This is a genomic window from Flavobacterium magnum, from assembly GCF_003055625.1.
GTDB lineage: Bacteria > Bacteroidota > Bacteroidia > Flavobacteriales > Flavobacteriaceae > Flavobacterium > Flavobacterium magnum.
The window spans coordinates 1,351,325-1,368,321 of record NZ_CP028811.1 but is presented as its reverse complement, the minus strand read 5'-3'; the positions used below and the strand labels follow the sequence as shown (position 1 = coordinate 1,368,321).

Below are 16,997 nucleotides of genomic sequence, written 5' to 3'. Positions count from 1 at the left end.
AACATGCTAAAATAGGAAGTTCCGCTCAAAAATGCTTATTTTAGCGACGATTTATCTCGTCAAGAGGACAAAAAATTTTAACCGTAGCAGGAGCTGCAGCCCCGATAGAGCCGGTATCCTTTGCGAAGCATGAGCAAAGATAAAGGCGAAAGCGGGAAATGGCTGCCCAAAATATCATGACAGCAAAACCCCTGATTTTAGTAACCAATGATGATGGCATTTTCGCGCCGGGTATCCGGATGTTGATTGACATCATGAAGGAACTTGGCGACGTGGTCGTCGTTGCGCCGGACAAGCCCCAAAGCGCCATGGGCCATGCCATTACGATCAATAGTACACTGTACCTGAACCGCGTGTCAGGCGAAAATGACAACGAGTACAGCTGCTCGGGCACGCCGGTGGATTGTGTGAAACTGGCCGTGAATGAAATCCTGCATCAGAAGCCTGATTTGTGCGTTTCGGGGATCAATCACGGATCGAATTCATCAATCAACGTCATTTATTCCGGGACGATGAGTGCCGCGGTAGAAGCCGGCATCGAAGGCATACCCGCGATAGGATTTTCACTTGCGGATTTCGACTGGAATGCAGATTTCAGCCAATCGCGGAAATTTATCCGCAACATCGCAGCGCATGTGCTGGAACGCAGCCTGTCAAACGGCACCATCTTAAACGTAAACATACCGAAATTACCGGAAGCGGATATCAAAGGCATCAAAATCTGCCGCCAGGCAAAAGCCATGTGGATGGAGAAATTCGACAAACGCACCAATCCGAACGGCAAGGACTACTACTGGCTTACCGGCGAGTTCGTGAACCAGGACGAAGGGGAAGACACTGATGAATGGGCACTCGCCAACGGCTACATCTCAGTTGTACCCGTACATTATGATATGACCGCGCACCATGCGATACAGGAACTTAACTCATGGAAAATCAATGAATAAACTGCATGTATTCTTAGGAATTGTTATCGGACTGGCCACGGCATTGCTCGGAAGCTGCCTGTTTATTGTGGGCTTTACGGAATATGGGATCAGTGACGGGATCGCCGCGACGAAAGCCACCGGCCAACTGGGTAAGATCATTACGATCGGGGCAGTGCCAAACATCGGGGTGTTTTTTTTATTGTTGAAAAGCAAAAAGGATATGGCCTGGGGCGTCATTATGGCCACCATGATCCTGGCCATTGCTACAATATTTTTATAGATGAAATATTACATCATTGCCGGCGAAGCTTCAGGAGACCTCCACGGATCCAACCTGATGAAGGCACTTTACAGGGAAGATCCCGGCGCCGACATCCGTTTCTGGGGCGGCGACCTGATGCAGGCTGTTGGCGGGACATTGGTCAAACATTACCGGGAGCTCGCTTTTATGGGCTTTGCCGAAGTCGTGGCCAACCTGCGCACTATTTTTGAAAACATCAGGCGCTGCAAGGAAGACATTTCTGCGTTCCGGCCTGACGTGATTATTTTTATCGATTATCCGGGATTCAACATGAGGATTGCCAAATGGGCAAAACCACTCGGATTCAGGACCTTTTATTATATCTCGCCGCAAATATGGGCCTGGAAGGAAAACCGCATCAGGGACATCCGTCGCGATGTGGATAAGCTTTTTGTAATCCTGCCTTTCGAAAAAGATTTCTACGAGCAGAAGCATCATTTCCCTGTCGAATTTGTAGGGCATCCGCTGATTGATGCCATACACAACCGCAAAAAAATAAGTTACGCCGATTTTATTTCTGAAAACCAACTTGACGATGCGCCGATTGTTGCGGTACTCCCTGGGAGCAGGAAGCAGGAAATTACCAAAATGCTGTCAGTGATGCTGAGCATTGCCAATGACTTTCCGGACTATCAGTTTGTGATTGCAGGTGCACCAAGCCAGGATTTTTCGTTTTACGAACCGTTCCTGCAGCACGCAAACGTCAGGTTCGTTTCGAATAAAACCTACGATTTGCTGACACATGCGCACGCCGCCCTGGTAACTTCCGGCACGGCTACGCTGGAGACCGCGCTGTTTAAGGTCCCTGAGGTGGTGTGTTATAAAGGGGGATGGATTTCCTATCAGATTGCCAAAAGGATCATCACGCTCAAATACATTTCGCTCGTCAACCTGATCATGGACAAGGAAGTGGTCACCGAGCTGATCCAGGACCGGTTGAATCGGAAAAACCTCAAAAAGGAGCTGCAGAAACTCCTTACGCCGTCGCACCGCACCGCCCTGCTGGAACAATACGATCTTCTCGAAAAACGTCTTGGAGGCGAAGGCGCAAGCGGGAAAACCGCGAAGCTGATTGTTAATTACCTCAAAAACTGATCCGGAAAACTGCCTTGAAATAACCGTTTCATTTTCAATCCACTATCATCCTGACGCGCCGGAAAAATCACCCTGGCGGAAAGTTTTACACAAATTTAAAGTGTTAAAACACAACTTTTCTACGAAATTTTGATATATTTGTCGCGGGCATCATACTAAAGCTTTAGCCCAGGGCGTTATCCTTTTCCGGATTCGCCGGATTTCACAAAATTCACACCCGAATTTTATTTATAAATCTAAATCGTGAAAGCGGTATTGCTTTTATAATGAAAAATAAAAAATAAAATATGTCCTTAACAAAGAAGACTTTATCCATCCTGACGCTTTTATTGCTGTTTTCAACGGGCCACGCCCAGATTATCACTTCGAAGAAAGAAGCCTTAAAAAAAGGGGTTTACCAGAAGCCTTCAGACAGAAAAATAGTTGCCGCTCCTGAAAAACCAAAACTCATAGCGTATACCGATGCGAAAGCGCGGGACACCAAAGAGTCCAGAACGGTTTCGAAATCTAAAAAGGCAGCGCTTATCAATGATACCAATGACAATGACATCATCATCGAGTCGTATGATAATTATCTGGGCACACAGATGGTTTACAATGCGATGACTTTTATGGGTGTCCGTTACCATGGAGGCGGGACAACAACTGCAGGAATGGATTGTTCGGGGATGGTGACAGCGGTGTTTAACATCTTTGACATCAAGTTGCCCAGGAGCTCCAACGACATGTCTAAAGTCGGCCAGAAACTCGACCGCAAGGACATCAGGGTTGGCGATCTCATTTTCTTCAGGACCAATGGAAGAAGCGTGATCAACCATGTAGGCATGGTGACTGAGGTCAACGATGATGAAATCAAATTCATACACTCTTCCACGCAAAGCGGCGTAATCATTTCTTCTACCAAAGAGCCTTATTATCAAAGGACTTTCGCTCAGGCCAATCGCGTGACTGGAACGCTGTAGGCTTCGCGTTTCTTAAACTTTAACATTTATTACGGATTTTCCACACTTCTGCAGTTGCCGATGTGGCTAGTTTTACACCATGAAACCATAAGGCCGGTGTAAATTTTACTATATGCCACGTAGTCAACAATTAATTATTACCTCCAAGGAACCGGCCTTATTCTTAGGTTTTATATTATCCTGGTCAAGCGGAAGGAGTTTAGGGGCTCCTTCCCTTACCAATAATATAATCACATGAAAGCGCTGCAATTCCCGTTGGCGCGGATTACCGTTTTCTTTGTCTCCGGTATTATTTTCGGGCATCGCTTTAGTCCTCCCCTTAAAGATGTAGCCTTTATCCTGTTGCTGTGTTTCGTGTTGTGCGCACTCGCATTTGTGTATTCAGTGAAACATGCCGCGCAAAGGGTGATTTTCGGTATCTGCATCTATTGCTTCTCGTTTTTGTCCGGCCTATTTGCCTATACTGCGCAGCACTACGCAACGGAAAACCACTACAGCAGGCAACTTTCAGCGAATGACGCCCGCCATAGCTGCAAGCTGACAATAAAAGAGGTGCTGAAGAGCAATAGTATCAATGACCGATACGTGGCGACGGTCGAACACATCGATACCAAACCCTGCACCGGCCTGATCCTGCTGAATCTCAAAAGGGCCAAAAATGCCGGGCGTATCATTACCGGCGCGACGCTTTTGGTATCCGGACAAATCCAAAGACACAGGCCGCCTCAGAATCCGGAGCAGTTCGACTACGGCAAATATCTTTCACAGAAGTCCATTTTTGCGCAGATGTATGCCGACAGCGCAAACGTGACTGCGGTGGACACGCTCAAGAACTTGTCCTATTACGCAGCCGCATTCCGGAACAGGATCATCAGCAATCTGGAAAAAAGGCATTTCAATAAAGACAACCTCGCTGTGATTACCGCATTAATACTGGGCCAGCAGCAGGACATTTCCAAAGAAACGATTCAGGATTACCAGTACGCCGGCGCCATCCACATCCTTTCCGTGTCCGGTTTGCATGTGGGCTACATCATGCTTTTCGTGAATTTCATGTTGTTGCGTGTGCCTAAAAGCAAATCCGGAAATATCATCCGGCTGTTCGCCGTGCTGGTTTCGCTCTGGGGCTTTTCATTCATTGCAGGACTGGCACCTTCAATTGTGCGATCGGCGACGATGTTTTCGTTTGTCGCCGTGGGTCTGTACCTGAAACGCGAAACTTACATATTCCACACCGTCCTGGTCTCACTATTGCTGATCCTTATGGTCTCGCCATCATTCTTATTTGACGTCGGATTCCAGCTCAGTTACGTCTCGTTATTCTTCATCCTGTGGCTGCAGCCTTTTTTATCGCGGTTCTGGACGCCGAAGACCAAAGCAGCGAAATACTTCTGGGACATCATCACCGTTTCGGCCGCCGCACAAATCGGTGCGTTCCCGTTAAGCGTCTACTATTTCCACCAGTTCCCCGGATTGTTTTTCGTAACCAACCTGGTTATTTTGCCTGCTTTGGGAATCATTATGGCCTACGGCGTGTTGGTGATGGCACTAGCGTTTTTCGATGCGGTTCCTGGCTTTTTGTCTACTTCGCTGGATGTTCTGATTGGATGGCTCAACTTAACAATCAGGAAAATAGCATCGTTTGACCAATTCGTCGTGAGGGATATCCCGTTGAACGCCGCCATGCTCATTGTACTTTATGTAACGGTGATTGTACTGTTCCTTTGGCTGATGAAACCCACTTACAGGAAGATCGTATGGGCAATCTGCTGTCTCCTGTTTTTCCAGGGCACATTGATTTACAATCGTTGGAAAAACGACACTGCCGAAACCTTCGTTGTGTTCCGGATGAAGAACAGCAGCCTGATTACCGAAAAGCACGGCCATGGCATCAGGGTGTATTGCGAAGACGGTGTGCGCACAAAAGTACTTCAGGATCCAAATCTCACCGCTTACCGCGTGGCAAATTTCAGCAAGATTGTTGCAGTAAAACAGATGCGCAACGTGATGTATTTTAAACGCAGATCTATTTTTATTGCCGACAGTTGCGGTATTTATCCGAAAGGCATCAGGCCTGACATTGTGCTGGTAACACAATCACCGAAAATCAACTTCGAGAGAATGCTCAATGAGATGAAGCCGCGGCAGGTGGTTGCAGACGCGTCTAATTTCAAATTCTATACAGAACACTGGAAAGCAAGTTGCCAAAAGCAAAAAATCCCTTTCCATGCGATTGCTGAAAAGGGATATTATCAGTTGCAATAACCTTACTTTTTCAGGATGTTGTTGGCTTCCTGAATCCACGCCTTTGGACCACCGGCAACGTACCCTGTACTTCCGAGTCTCTCAAATGAAATCTGGTCATTAGGCTTGGTTGGAGTGACCATCCAAACGGTAGGATAGCCACGGATTGCGAACATCTGTGCCAGCTCGTTATTCTGCTTGGTCAGGTCGGCGGAAAGCTGCTTCCTTTTCGGGAAATCCAGTTCAACCAGGACTACATTGTCATTCGCCCATTTGGTAAAATCTGCCGTCTGGAATACTTCCTTCTGCAGCCGCATACACCATCCGCACCAGTCACTTCCGGTGAAGAAAAACATCAGTGGCTTTTTGCTCTTCATCGACACTTCGGAAGCTTCCTTAACGTCGGTGTACCATTTCAAATCCTGTGCTTTTGCAGTGACGGTAAATAAAACCAGCATTGCGAGAATCGCCATTTTTTTCATATTCAGTTTTTTAATCTTGTTATACATTATATCTTATCTGAAGGGCTGTATTATCATGCCGTTTTCAAAGTACCCAAAAATAATCTTTTCCTTCCAGCTTACTTAACACCCTGCATTAATTTTTTGACTAAAGGCGAAATGGCAATCATCACCACTCCGGCAATAAGGGCATAGAGCGCGAGTTGCTGATAACCATCTGCATATACGATAAGTTTCTGTGCATTGGATGCATCTTCAGAAGCTTCGGCAATATTTGCACCTAGTAACCCGGCAAAATACTGACCATAAGCGCTGGCCAGAAACCACATACCCATCATAACCGCCTGCAACTTCTGTGGAGACAGCTTAGTCATAATCGACATCCCGATTGGCGAAAGACAAAGTTCCCCGAACGTGATTACAAACCAGCCGAAGGTAAATAAATCAAGTGAAGTCATGCCATTTGCATCGGCAAAGAATTTGGTGTAATAAAAAATCCAGAATCCCGCCGCAAGAAACAGGAAGCCCAGGCCAAATTTCACTACAGTATTAGGCTCGATTTTTCGCTTGGCCATCCACAACCACACAATGCCCACCAACGCTGCGAAAATGATTACGAAAAATGAGTTTGCGGCATTATTGACACCATTTGGATCAAGCTTTAAGCCCAACACGGTATTGTCCAGATTATTTGCTGCAAACAGGCTTAACGAACCGCCACTTTGCTCAAAAAAGGCCCAGAAGAAAATTGAAAACACGATAAAAATCAGCGCAGCGCAAAGTTTCTTGTTTTCCTTTACCGAAAAGTGACGCATCTCGTATAAGAGGTACAGGATGGTACATGGTCCGATAATGAACATGAAGTAATCAGTATACTCGGTCTTAGACACCATCATCATGATAATCGGGATTATGATCAGTGATCCTGCATAAGTCAGCACTTCGTATACCCTTTTCTTTGATTTTGGTAGATGTAATATCGGTGAAATCCCTATACTGCCCAGACTTTTCTGAGTTTGTGTAAATGTCAGTAAACTAATGACCATGACAATTGCTGCAAGTCCGAAAGCCACATTCCAGGTTAGGTTCGCCGGAACAACGCTGCTCATCATTTCACCTTTCCCGATTGCAATACACAAATATCCTCCAATCAGCGCACCTACGTTGATTCCCGCATAAAATAACGAAAAACCGGCATCTGTCCTCGGGTCGCCTTCTTTATAAAGTGACCCGACCATTGTGGAGATATTCGGTTTAAAAAATCCGGTACCAATGATGGTAAAACTGATTCCTAAAAAAAAGAAATTTTTAGGATCCGCAGCCAGGATCAGGCTTCCTACAATCATCAGCAATCCGCCCCAGAACAACGATTTGCGATAACCCAGGATCTTATCGGCGAACAATCCCCCTATAAATGTAAAAGCGTAAACAAATGCTTGGGTAGCGCCGTACTGCAGGTTAGCAACCCGCTCGTTCATAAAAAGTTGATCGACCATGAAAAACGTAAGCATCCCCCGCATACCATAGAAGCAAAAGCGCTCCCACATTTCACTGAAGAACAAATACCACAGTTGTTTCGGGTATTTGCCTTTAAAATTCTGGATTTGTTCTAAATCTGATACGGGTACCTGTTCCATTATTTAATTCCTTTTTCGGTCATTACTTTATTTAATTGCTTTAAAAGCACAAACATCAACAGCGTGGCGAACATCAGCAGCGCAAAGTTCACCCAGAAGAAGTGGCTTTTGTCTTCGTAGCTGTCCCACATACTAGCCAATACGCCGCTTAGTTTGTTTCCTATCGAAGTGGATAAGAACCAGCCGCCCATCATGAGCGAGGTGATATTTGTCGGACTCAGTTTCGAAACGATGGAAAGCCCCATCGGACTCAGGAACAACTCTCCGATCGTGATGATGCCGTAATTCGCAACGAGCCACCAGACGCTGACTTTCTCAGCGCCGTTGTTCCCGGCCTTGACCGCAGCCACCATGACCAAGACCGACAAGGCCGAAATCAGCAGTCCGAATGCGATTTTAGTCGGGGTAGAAGGCTCTCTTTTCCGATTCCGCAGAAAGGTGAAAAATGCGACTACCAACGGCGTGAGCATGATGACCCATCCCGGATTGATCGACTGGCTCAGGTTTGCCGACCATGTGAACACCTTGCTGCCTTCTTCGGGCATTTTGTCTTTATGGACGTTGCGGAAATACAGCGGGTAATCAACTGTTTTGATGACGTTCCCATCCTTTTTCTGGATCCGGAAAACCTCGTCGTACAGCGGGACAGAGTCTTTTTTATAAATCAGCGTATCGGTAAGGACAAGCCGCGACGCCACCTGCTGCGCACTTCCTGTCATTTCCCTGTCGGTATATTTGTCGCCCCAGTTGTTGAGGGCAGAACCATTCAATTTAAAGACCGCCCAGAACAAAATCACGACACCGAAGATGGCCAGCAATGCGCCGATAGGTCGCTTGTCTTCTGACTTTGCCTTAAAATACAAACTCGCATAAAACAAGACGACGGGGATACAGGCGAAAATAAAAGCATCGGTGCTGTCTGAACCAAACCACGAGGAATCAGGATTGGCTTCTGATTGCACGCCCTTGAGCAACCATCCGATGATACCGAAAACAACCGATGGCAACAGGATAAAAAGCACGATCTTGTAAAAAGGCATGTCGCCTTGCTGCACACCTTTCTTTTCAGTCTTGTCGCCATAATGACGGCTTCCGAGCAGGAAAACCACAACACCGATAAACATCCCGACGCCGGCCGCCATGAAAGCGTACTGCCATCCGAAAAGGATTTTAAGCGCGGCGCCAAAGAAGTTGCAGATGAAAGCCCCGACATTGATTCCCATGTAGAAAATGTTGTAGCCTTCGTCTTTTTTATCCTTATACTTTTCTTCGTTGTAGAAATTACCGAGTAATGTGGAGATATTAGGCTTGAAAAAACCGTTCCCGACAATCACCAGCGTCATGGCCACGTAAAGCATCTCCAGTGAGTGGATACCCATCATAAAATACCCAGCACCCATCATGAGCCCACCGATGACAATCGATTTCTTGTAACCCAGGTAACGGTCGGCCACCAACCCGCCTATAAATGGCGTCAGGAACACCAAAGCGATGAAAGTCCCATACAAATCGGACGCCTCTTTTTCAGTCATCGAAAAGCCCGCCTCTACATCTTTAAGATACAGCGTGAATATCCCGATCATTAAATAATATCCGAAACGTTCCCACATTTCGGATAAAAATAAGTACGGTAAGGCTTTAGGATGGCTTTTCCACATAGACATTCGGTTAACGTACGCCGTGCATCATCTTTTTGAGAAATGGGGTAAGCAAAAATAAAATCACCGCGGCCAGACCGGTCAAGGCTACAAATACCATAAAAAACTCAAAGAGGTTGTGAATTTCAAAACCTGCAAAAACAGGATTGTGGTCGCTGATCTGGTTGTCAGCCAGGAGTTTTGCCTGTTCCGGAGTCAGCGTGATTTTCTTGTCGAGCACATCCTGCAGGTTGATTCCGAGTTCCTTAGCTTTGTTGAACTTATCGCCTGTAGACGGTAAGATTGATCCTAAAGTACCTGCGAGGGCATATCCTGACGCATTGGATAGAAAGAATACACCGTAGAGCAGTGACGAAAATCTCTTTGGCGACAATTTTCCGACCAGTGACAAACCAATAGGTGAAAGGCAAAGCTCGGCGCAGGTCTGGATGAGATATAAAAGGATCAGCCATTTAATCGCAAGAAGGCCGTCGTTGCCCAAATCTTTTACGTTGTGTGCGATGATAAAATAACTCACGGCAATCAACGCTAGTCCGAAAGACTGTTTCATAGGAGAGATAGGTTCCCTTCCCTTACTTCTGAGATAATCCCATAACATACTGAAAGGGACAGCGAAAGCAACGACAAAAAGCCCGTTGAAGATCTGGACCATCGAAGGCGGCATATTCCAGCCGAAGAAATTCCGGTCAGTCTGATTGTCTGCAATAAAAGTCAGGGACGACCCGGCCTGTTCGAAAGCAGCCCAAAAGAATATCACGAAAAAAGCCACGATGTAGATAACAAAAATACGGTCTCTTTCAACTTTGGTCAACGAAGTGTCTGAGATGATCAATCCCGCCAGGGTCAATCCACTCGAATAAATAAGCGTGTAAATCAGGTTTTGGTCGAAGACAAAGTGAATCAGCGCACCAAGGCCCAAAAACGCTAACATGGCGACAACCAGGGCCGTTGTAGAAAATACCGCTTTTTGAGATTCCCCTTCTTCAAAATCTGATGCTTCATTCTTCGAAGGCAAACCTCCGAGCGGCCTGCCTTCGGGAGTGACCACATATTTGTTTTTCAGCATGTAAAAAACGGCCGTTCCGATCAGCATCGCAATTGAGGCCGCTAAAAATCCCCATTTGAAAGCATGGATGTCGCGAATGCCGTTGACATCTTTCACGTCCCCGATGATAGGGCAAATCAATTGTCCCAGAAATGCCCCGAGATTGATTCCCATATAAAATATGGTGAATGCAGTATCTAATTTGCTTTTCTCCTGCTTTGGATACAGGCTGCCTACCATACTCGAAATGTTCGGCTTAAAGAAACCGTTTCCGAAAATGATGATTCCCAGTGCAACCCACATCAACGTATTGGCCAATCCGATATTGCTCCCGAAAACGCTCGCACTTCCGAAAAGCAGCAATTGTCCGATTGCCATCATCAATCCACCAAGAAGAATACAATTCCTGTTGCCGAAGAACCGGTCCGCAATAAATCCACCGAGCATCGGCGTGAGGTAGCAAAGCCCTAAAAATCCGCCATAAATCAGGGAAGCATCCTCCTCTTTCATCATCAGCGAATTTACAAGGAACAAGGTCAGGATGGCCCGCATCCCATAAAAGTTGAACCTTTCCCACATCTCTGTGCCGAACAATACCCAAAGTCCCTTTGGATGGCCTGTCTTTACTGCTGTTTCACTCATATTCTCTATTTATTTTGGTGGTTAAATTATAAATTTTCCTTGATAAAATTCGTCATCTTATTGTACAACTGGATGCGGGTATAACCGCCGTAAATTCCGTGGTTCTTATCGGGATAAATTGCCCAGTCAAACTGTTTGTTGGCATTGACAAGCGCGTCAATCATGCGCATGGAGTTCTGCACATGCACGTTGTCGTCGCCTGAGCCGTGGATCAGCAGGAATTTGCCTTTGAGTTTTTTGGCAAACGTCAGCGGGGAATTGTCATCATAACCTGCGGCGTTTTCCTGAGGTGTCTGCATGTACCGTTCTGTGTAGATACTGTCATAGAATCTCCAGCTCGTTACCGGTGCGACAGCGATCGCCATCTTGAACACGTCACTGCCTTTCAGGATGCAGTTTGACGACATGAATCCGCCATACGACCAGCCGAAAATCCCAATCCTGTCTTTATCCACATAGGCATAGTTACCGATGACTTTCGCGGCGTCAATCTGGTCTTCTACCTCATACTTCCCGAGTTGCTTTTGTGTAACTTTCTTAAAATCAGCCCCACGGAAACCCGTACCACGCCCATCAACACAGGCCACCACATACCCCATCTGCGTAAGCATCATGAACCAGTAATCGTCATTGGCGTGCCACTCATTGTTAACCTGCTGCGAACCCGGTCCTGAATATTGGTACATGAAAACGGGATATTTCTTAGTCGCATCAAAGTCTTTTGGCTTTATGATCCAGGCATTGAGTTCATTGCCCTTCGCTGTCTTCAGCATGAAGAATTCCTTTAATGGCAGGTCATACTTTTTCAGTTTGTCTGACAGGCTTTCGTTGCTGACAATTGTTTTGATCGATGCGCCGGTTTTTGAATCATTCAGCGTATAGGTTGGCGGCACAGTGGCGCTGGAAAATGAATTGATGAAAAACCGGAAATTCGGACTGAAAGTAGCGGCATTGGTACCCGTCATTGACGACAACCGTTTTTTGTTTTTACCATCAAGCCCGATCCTGTACACATCGCGGTTGATTGAGCCGTTCTCGGTAGACTGGAAGAATACGGTTTTTGTTTTTTCGTCCAGGCCGTAATAGGCAGTAACTTCCCAGTTGCCTTTGGTGAGCTGGTTGATGAGTTTCCCGCTTTTGCTATACAGGTAAATGTGGTTAAAACCGTCCTTCTCACTTGTCCAGATGAAGCTGTTGTCCTTGAGGAAAGTCAGGTTGTCCGTAATGTCGATATACGCTTTATCCTTTTCGTTGAGTATCACGGTTGGTTTGCCTGTGGTGCCATCCACGAAAATCAGGTCGAGATTGTCCTGGTGGCGGTTGATGACCTGCACGCTGAGCAGGTTTGCCTCATTGGTCCATTTGATCCTCGGGATATAAAAATCCGAGTAATTGCCAAGTTTCACTTCGCTGTCCGCGGATGTTTTTAAATCAATCAAATGCAGCGACACGTCAGAATTCTTTTCGCCCGCTTTCGGATATTTGAAAGTTTCAACAGTAGGGTACAATTCCTGTCCGTAGCGATTCATCGAGAATTCCGGCACCTGGCTTTCATCAAATCGGATGTAAGCGATTTTGCTGCCATCGGCACTCCAGTCAAAGGCGCGTACGAACGCAAATTCCTCTTCGTAAACCCAGTCCGTAATGCCATTGATGATGGCGTTTTTCCTGCCATCGAAAGTCAGTTGCGTAGTCTTGGCCGAAGCCAGGTCGTACTGATACAGGTTGTTTTCTTTTGCAAAAGCGACTTTCTTGCCATCTGGCGAAAATACAGGCTCCTGCACCTGCTCGGCCATTTTCGTGAGTTTTTTGGAGGCTATGTCGTAGATGAAAAAATCTGCGGTGAAGGAATGCCTGAAAATCGGGTTGGAACGGTTTGCGATGAGGAGCATTTTCTCATCATTGCTAAAGGTGTAGCTGTCTATCCCGTCGGCAAGTTCCTCAAAGTCCCTGCTGTCGACCAGGGTGCTGACTTTTTCGAGTGTGGCAAAATCGTACAAATCGACCTGCATGCTACGCGTAGCACGGGACGCATTCAAGACAGTATATTGGTTGGTGTTCTTAAGGGATTGCAGTTCGTCCATCCCTTTGGGCCTGAACGCGCCCATGTAAATTTCATCAATGGTGATTTTCTGCTGGGCTGAAACCGAAATGGCTGTGAAAACCAGCAACACGATAATCCTGTATATTTTCATTGGCTTAACTGAATATAAAAACCGTCAATTTTAGTGAAAAATTTACAATAAACGGCATTTTTTTCTGTTAAATGCAATTTCCGGAAAAATCCAAATCGTCGTATTGCTAAAACAGGCTGAGCTGCCCGCCTTTATATTGCTCATACAAAGCCGTGTTGAGTTCAGGAAACTGTTTCCCGGCAAAGAACCTGCGACGTGCCATAGCCATCTGCGAGCGCATCATTTCGGCGAATTCACCCTCACCACGCATGCGTTCACCCCAACGGCTGTCGTGTAAAGCCCCGTTATGACAGGCCCTGATCTGGTTAAGCACTTTCTCGGCGCGGTCAGGCATCGCCTTCTGGATCCAATCGGTAAAGATTTCTCCGATGGCACCATTGAGCCTGACGACGGTATGCGCAATCGACAGCGCACCGGCATCAGCGGCAGCCTTTGCCAAAGGCAGGATCTCGTGGCTGTTGATCCCCGGGATAATCGGTGCGAGCATCACATTTACCGGAACGCCATGTTCCGCAAGCCTTTTTACGGTCTCTAACCGCTTTGCGATTGTCGCCGTGCGCGGTTCCAGCAATTGTCTTGTCTTTTCGTTCATCGAAGTGATGGACACATTTACTCCGATAAGATTTTCCTTCGCCAATGCCGACACGATATCCATATCACGTGAAATCAGCGCGTTTTTGGTGATGATCGCTACCGGATGCCTGTATTTTAAGAACACTTCCAGGCACTGCCGTGTGATCTGGAAACGCTTTTCTGCAGGCTGGTAGCAATCGGTATTGCCGGACATGACGATGGGGTGCGCTTTCCAGTTTTTGCTCCGGAGCTTCTCCTCCAGCAATAAGGGCGCATTCTTTTTTACGAGAATCTTCCGCTCAAAGTCCAGTCCGGCGCTATAGCCCCAATACTCATGACTGTTGCGCGCATAACAATAAATGCAGCCGTGTTCGCAACCCTGATACGCATTCATTGAGAATTCCATGCCTACATCGCGGCTTTCGACCTTGTTTACAATCGTTTTCGGGAATACTTCAAGGTAATGGGTGCGGTTGTCGTCGGCCCTGTCGCCTTCTGCCTCACAGTAATTCAGGAAATCGTCGCGCATCTCATAAGATGCCGCAAAAAAACGGTTGTCCACATTTTTTTGTGCACCTCTTCCCTTAATATACCCGTTTTCCTCGTGCATGGCTTTTTTACTAAAAGTACACGGAAGGAACGTGGCACAAAAATCCGGGATGTTAAAAATACCGCGTTGTTGATAAAATTGGTGTGGCGGTTTTCGGTCAGTTTTAAGCCGATATTTGGGATAAGCAAGAATAGCCTTCCATTTTTCTGTGTGAAAACTTATCTTTGCCTCCAATTCAATTCGATTCCGATGAACGAGGCCATTTCAGGATTTTCCAAATTATCCAAAGCAGAAAAAATCAGGCTGATTGCCAGAAATTATTTTAAAGATGCTGATGCGGCAGAAGCCTTGGTGAAATCCTACTGGAACTCCGACGAAAAACTCCAACAGCTTCACGATGAATTCATTGAAAACACGATTTCGAACTTCTACCTCCCACTCGGCATCGCGCCGAATTTCCTGATCAATGGCCGATACCACACCGTCCCCATGGCGACTGAGGAGAGCTCGGTTGTCGCAGCAGCGGCCAAGGCGGCCAAATTCTGGGCGTCGCGTGGTGGTTTCAGGACGACGGTCATCGGTACAGAGAAAATCGGGCAGGTTCATTTTTTATATACGGGCGACAAGGATAAGCTTCAGGCTTTTTTCGACAAAGTGAAACCTGATTTTTTTACCGAAACGCAAAGCATCACCAAAAACATGCAGCAGCGCGGCGGCGGCATACTCGACATTGAACTTCGCGACAAGACCCAGCTGATGCCCGATTACTACCAGCTGCATGCGACATTTGAGACTAAAGATTCGATGGGTGCCAACTTTATCAACTCCTGCCTGGAACAGTTTGCATTAACGCTAAAGACAAATGCCCTTCAATACGATGGCTTTTCGGAAACGGAAAAAGAGCTGAAGGTCGTGATGAGCATCCTGTCCAATTATGTGCCCCATTGTATTGTCAGGGCCGAAGTGTCCTGCGCGGTGGCCGACCTGCGCGAAAAAAATATTGAAAACCCCGAACTATTTGCGGAAAATTTCGTGCAGGCTGTCCGCATTGCGGCAGTCGAACCTTTCCGCGCGGTGACGCACAATAAGGGCATCATGAACGGGGTAGATTCGGTCGTGGTCGCCACCGGAAACGATTTCCGCGCCATCGAAGCGGGTGTCCATGCTTATGCCGCAAGAAAGGGAAGTTACACCAGCCTTTCCGAGGCACGTATCGAAGACGGGATTTTTTACTTTTCGCTTGAATTGCCTTTGGCACTGGGAACCGTGGGGGGACTGACCACCCTGCACCCATTGGTGAAATTCTGCCACGGACTGCTTGGGAACCCCTCAGCACAGGAGCTGATGCAGATTACGGCGGCGGTGGGCCTCGCACAGAACTTTGCGGCGCTGCGTTCGCTGACCACCACAGGAATCCAGCAGGGACACATGAAAATGCACCTGAATAATATCATCAACCAGTTTGAGGTTTCGGCCGAAGAAAGGGAACTGATCGCTACGCATTTTCAGCAGCATGCCGTGTCGCATTCCGCGGTAGTCGATTTCATCAACCATCTAAAGTCGAATTAGTTGCAGCGTTTTTACAGCAACGGGAAGTTGATGCTCACAGGCGAATACCTCGTGCTTGACGGCGCGCGGGCTTTGGCGTTGCCTACAAAATTCGGACAGGATCTCGTTGTCAACCCAGCATCGGATAAAAAAATACATTGGAAAAGTTACGACGCTGACCATTCGGTCTGGTTCGAGGACACGATTGATTTCAGCGATATTCGCGATGAAAATGACAGAGAAAAACAGGATTCCGTCAGGCATACCCTCGTTACGATGCTGCGTGAAGCTTATCTCCTGAACCGGTCTTTGATTGACAATTCGGACGGCTACAGCGTCACGACACACCTGACGTTCCCAAAACACTGGGGATTGGGCACTTCCTCGACACTGATCAACAACATCGCCCAATGGCTGGACATCGATGCTTACACGCTGCTCAAAAACAGTTTTGGCGGCAGTGGTTATGACATCGCCTGCGCGCAAAACGATTTCCCATTGCTGTATCGACTTGAAAATGGGGACCCCGTTGTGGAGACAGCCGCATTCCGGCCGGCATTCGCATCGCAACTGTATTTCGTTTACCTTAATAAAAAGCAGAACAGCAGGACTGCCATTGCTTCGTATTACAAGCACCGTGAGGGTATTGACAGGCAGGTTTCGGTTATTGATGGTATTACCGAGGCAATACTGCACGCCAATACTTTGTCAGACTTCGCGGAATTACTCGAGAAACACGAAGCGACGATGGGTGATGTGCTTGATATGACACCCGTAAAGCATCTCTTATTCCCGGATTTTAATGGCACTGTGAAAAGCCTCGGGGCCTGGGGTGGAGATTTTGTCCTCGCGATCTCATCGGAGGATCCCAAAACGTATTTTGCAGGAAAAGGCTACACCACGGTTATTCCGTACCTGGATATGGTGCTCTAAGCCATAGCGAAAACCACCCGAATCGTCACTACCATCCGAAATAGCTTTTACGACTTCTATGGATTTTCCGTATTGGAAAAACGGCCGGTTTTGCACAAACAAAGGACGACCAATTCCCTCAAGGTGTTGCGTGTTTTTTAAGGAAAAATATTGTCATTGAAATTCATCCTTTTTTAAATCACGTCGCCGGCAAAGCAAAAAAGCGAACCTGTTTCCAATAAAAA

At 46.9% G+C, this 16,997-nt stretch carries 13 protein-coding genes; 7 read left to right on the top strand and 6 right to left on the bottom strand.

What is annotated here, in order from left to right; all coding sequences use genetic code 11:
* Positions 1-176: 176 nt before the first annotated feature.
* From surE to HYN48_RS05590, 5 genes are all read left to right on the top strand, one after another.
* Positions 177-947, top strand: coding sequence for a 5'/3'-nucleotidase SurE (surE, locus tag HYN48_RS05610; RefSeq protein ID WP_108373409.1), 771 nt, complete (start codon positions 177-179; stop codon positions 945-947).
* Positions 940-1,209, top strand: a complete 270-nt coding sequence (locus HYN48_RS05605) for a hypothetical protein (RefSeq protein WP_108370184.1) — start codon at positions 940-942, stop codon at positions 1,207-1,209. Before surE ends, HYN48_RS05605 begins: the two co-directional genes overlap by 8 nt.
* Complete coding sequence (gene lpxB, locus HYN48_RS05600; RefSeq protein ID WP_108370183.1) at positions 1,210-2,325, top strand: lipid-A-disaccharide synthase; 1,116 nt, start codon at positions 1,210-1,212, stop codon at positions 2,323-2,325.
* A gap of 287 nt (positions 2,326-2,612) precedes the next feature.
* Positions 2,613-3,287, top strand: a complete 675-nt coding sequence (locus HYN48_RS15275) for a C40 family peptidase (protein WP_181248537.1) — start codon at positions 2,613-2,615, stop codon at positions 3,285-3,287.
* Between the two features lie 234 nt (positions 3,288-3,521).
* Positions 3,522-5,552, top strand: coding sequence for a ComEC/Rec2 family competence protein (locus HYN48_RS05590; protein WP_108370182.1), 2,031 nt, complete (start codon positions 3,522-3,524; stop codon positions 5,550-5,552).
* 2 nt (positions 5,553-5,554) lie between these two features.
* Here the strand turns inward: HYN48_RS05590 and HYN48_RS05585 are convergent, their stop codons facing one another.
* The 6 genes from HYN48_RS05585 to HYN48_RS05560 form a co-directional block, all read right to left on the bottom strand.
* Positions 5,555-6,013 (bottom strand): thioredoxin family protein, encoded by a 459-nt coding sequence (locus HYN48_RS05585; RefSeq protein ID WP_108373404.1) that lies wholly within the window; start codon positions 6,011-6,013, stop codon positions 5,555-5,557.
* A 98-nt stretch (positions 6,014-6,111) separates the two neighbouring features.
* The gene (locus tag HYN48_RS05580; protein ID WP_108370181.1) at positions 6,112-7,629 is read right to left on the bottom strand and encodes a peptide MFS transporter; all 1,518 of its coding nucleotides are present in this window, start codon (positions 7,627-7,629) and stop codon (positions 6,112-6,114) included.
* The gene (locus HYN48_RS05575) at positions 7,629-9,287 is read right to left on the bottom strand and encodes a peptide MFS transporter (RefSeq protein ID WP_108373402.1); all 1,659 of its coding nucleotides are present in this window, start codon (positions 9,285-9,287) and stop codon (positions 7,629-7,631) included. The genes HYN48_RS05580 and HYN48_RS05575 overlap by 1 nt, the downstream gene beginning before the upstream one ends.
* Before the next feature lie 10 nt (positions 9,288-9,297).
* Positions 9,298-10,974, bottom strand: a complete 1,677-nt coding sequence (locus HYN48_RS05570; RefSeq protein ID WP_108370180.1) for a peptide MFS transporter — start codon at positions 10,972-10,974, stop codon at positions 9,298-9,300.
* A 26-nt stretch (positions 10,975-11,000) separates the two neighbouring features.
* Positions 11,001-13,169, bottom strand: coding sequence for a S9 family peptidase (locus HYN48_RS05565; RefSeq protein WP_108370179.1), 2,169 nt, complete (start codon positions 13,167-13,169; stop codon positions 11,001-11,003).
* A gap of 106 nt (positions 13,170-13,275) precedes the next feature.
* Positions 13,276-14,352 carry a PA0069 family radical SAM protein gene (locus HYN48_RS05560; protein WP_108370178.1) on the bottom strand — a complete coding sequence of 359 codons (1,077 nt, stop codon included), beginning with the start codon at positions 14,350-14,352 and terminating at the stop codon, positions 13,276-13,278.
* 189 nt (positions 14,353-14,541) lie between these two features.
* Here HYN48_RS05560 and HYN48_RS05555 point away from each other — a divergent pair, with 189 nt between their 5' ends.
* Positions 14,542-15,861, top strand: coding sequence for a hydroxymethylglutaryl-CoA reductase, degradative (locus HYN48_RS05555; RefSeq protein WP_108373400.1), 1,320 nt, complete (start codon positions 14,542-14,544; stop codon positions 15,859-15,861).
* Positions 15,862-16,773 carry a GYDIA family GHMP kinase gene (locus HYN48_RS05550; RefSeq protein ID WP_245945992.1) on the top strand — a complete coding sequence of 304 codons (912 nt, stop codon included), beginning with the start codon at positions 15,862-15,864 and terminating at the stop codon, positions 16,771-16,773.
* The last annotated feature ends 224 nt before the right edge of the window (positions 16,774-16,997 follow it).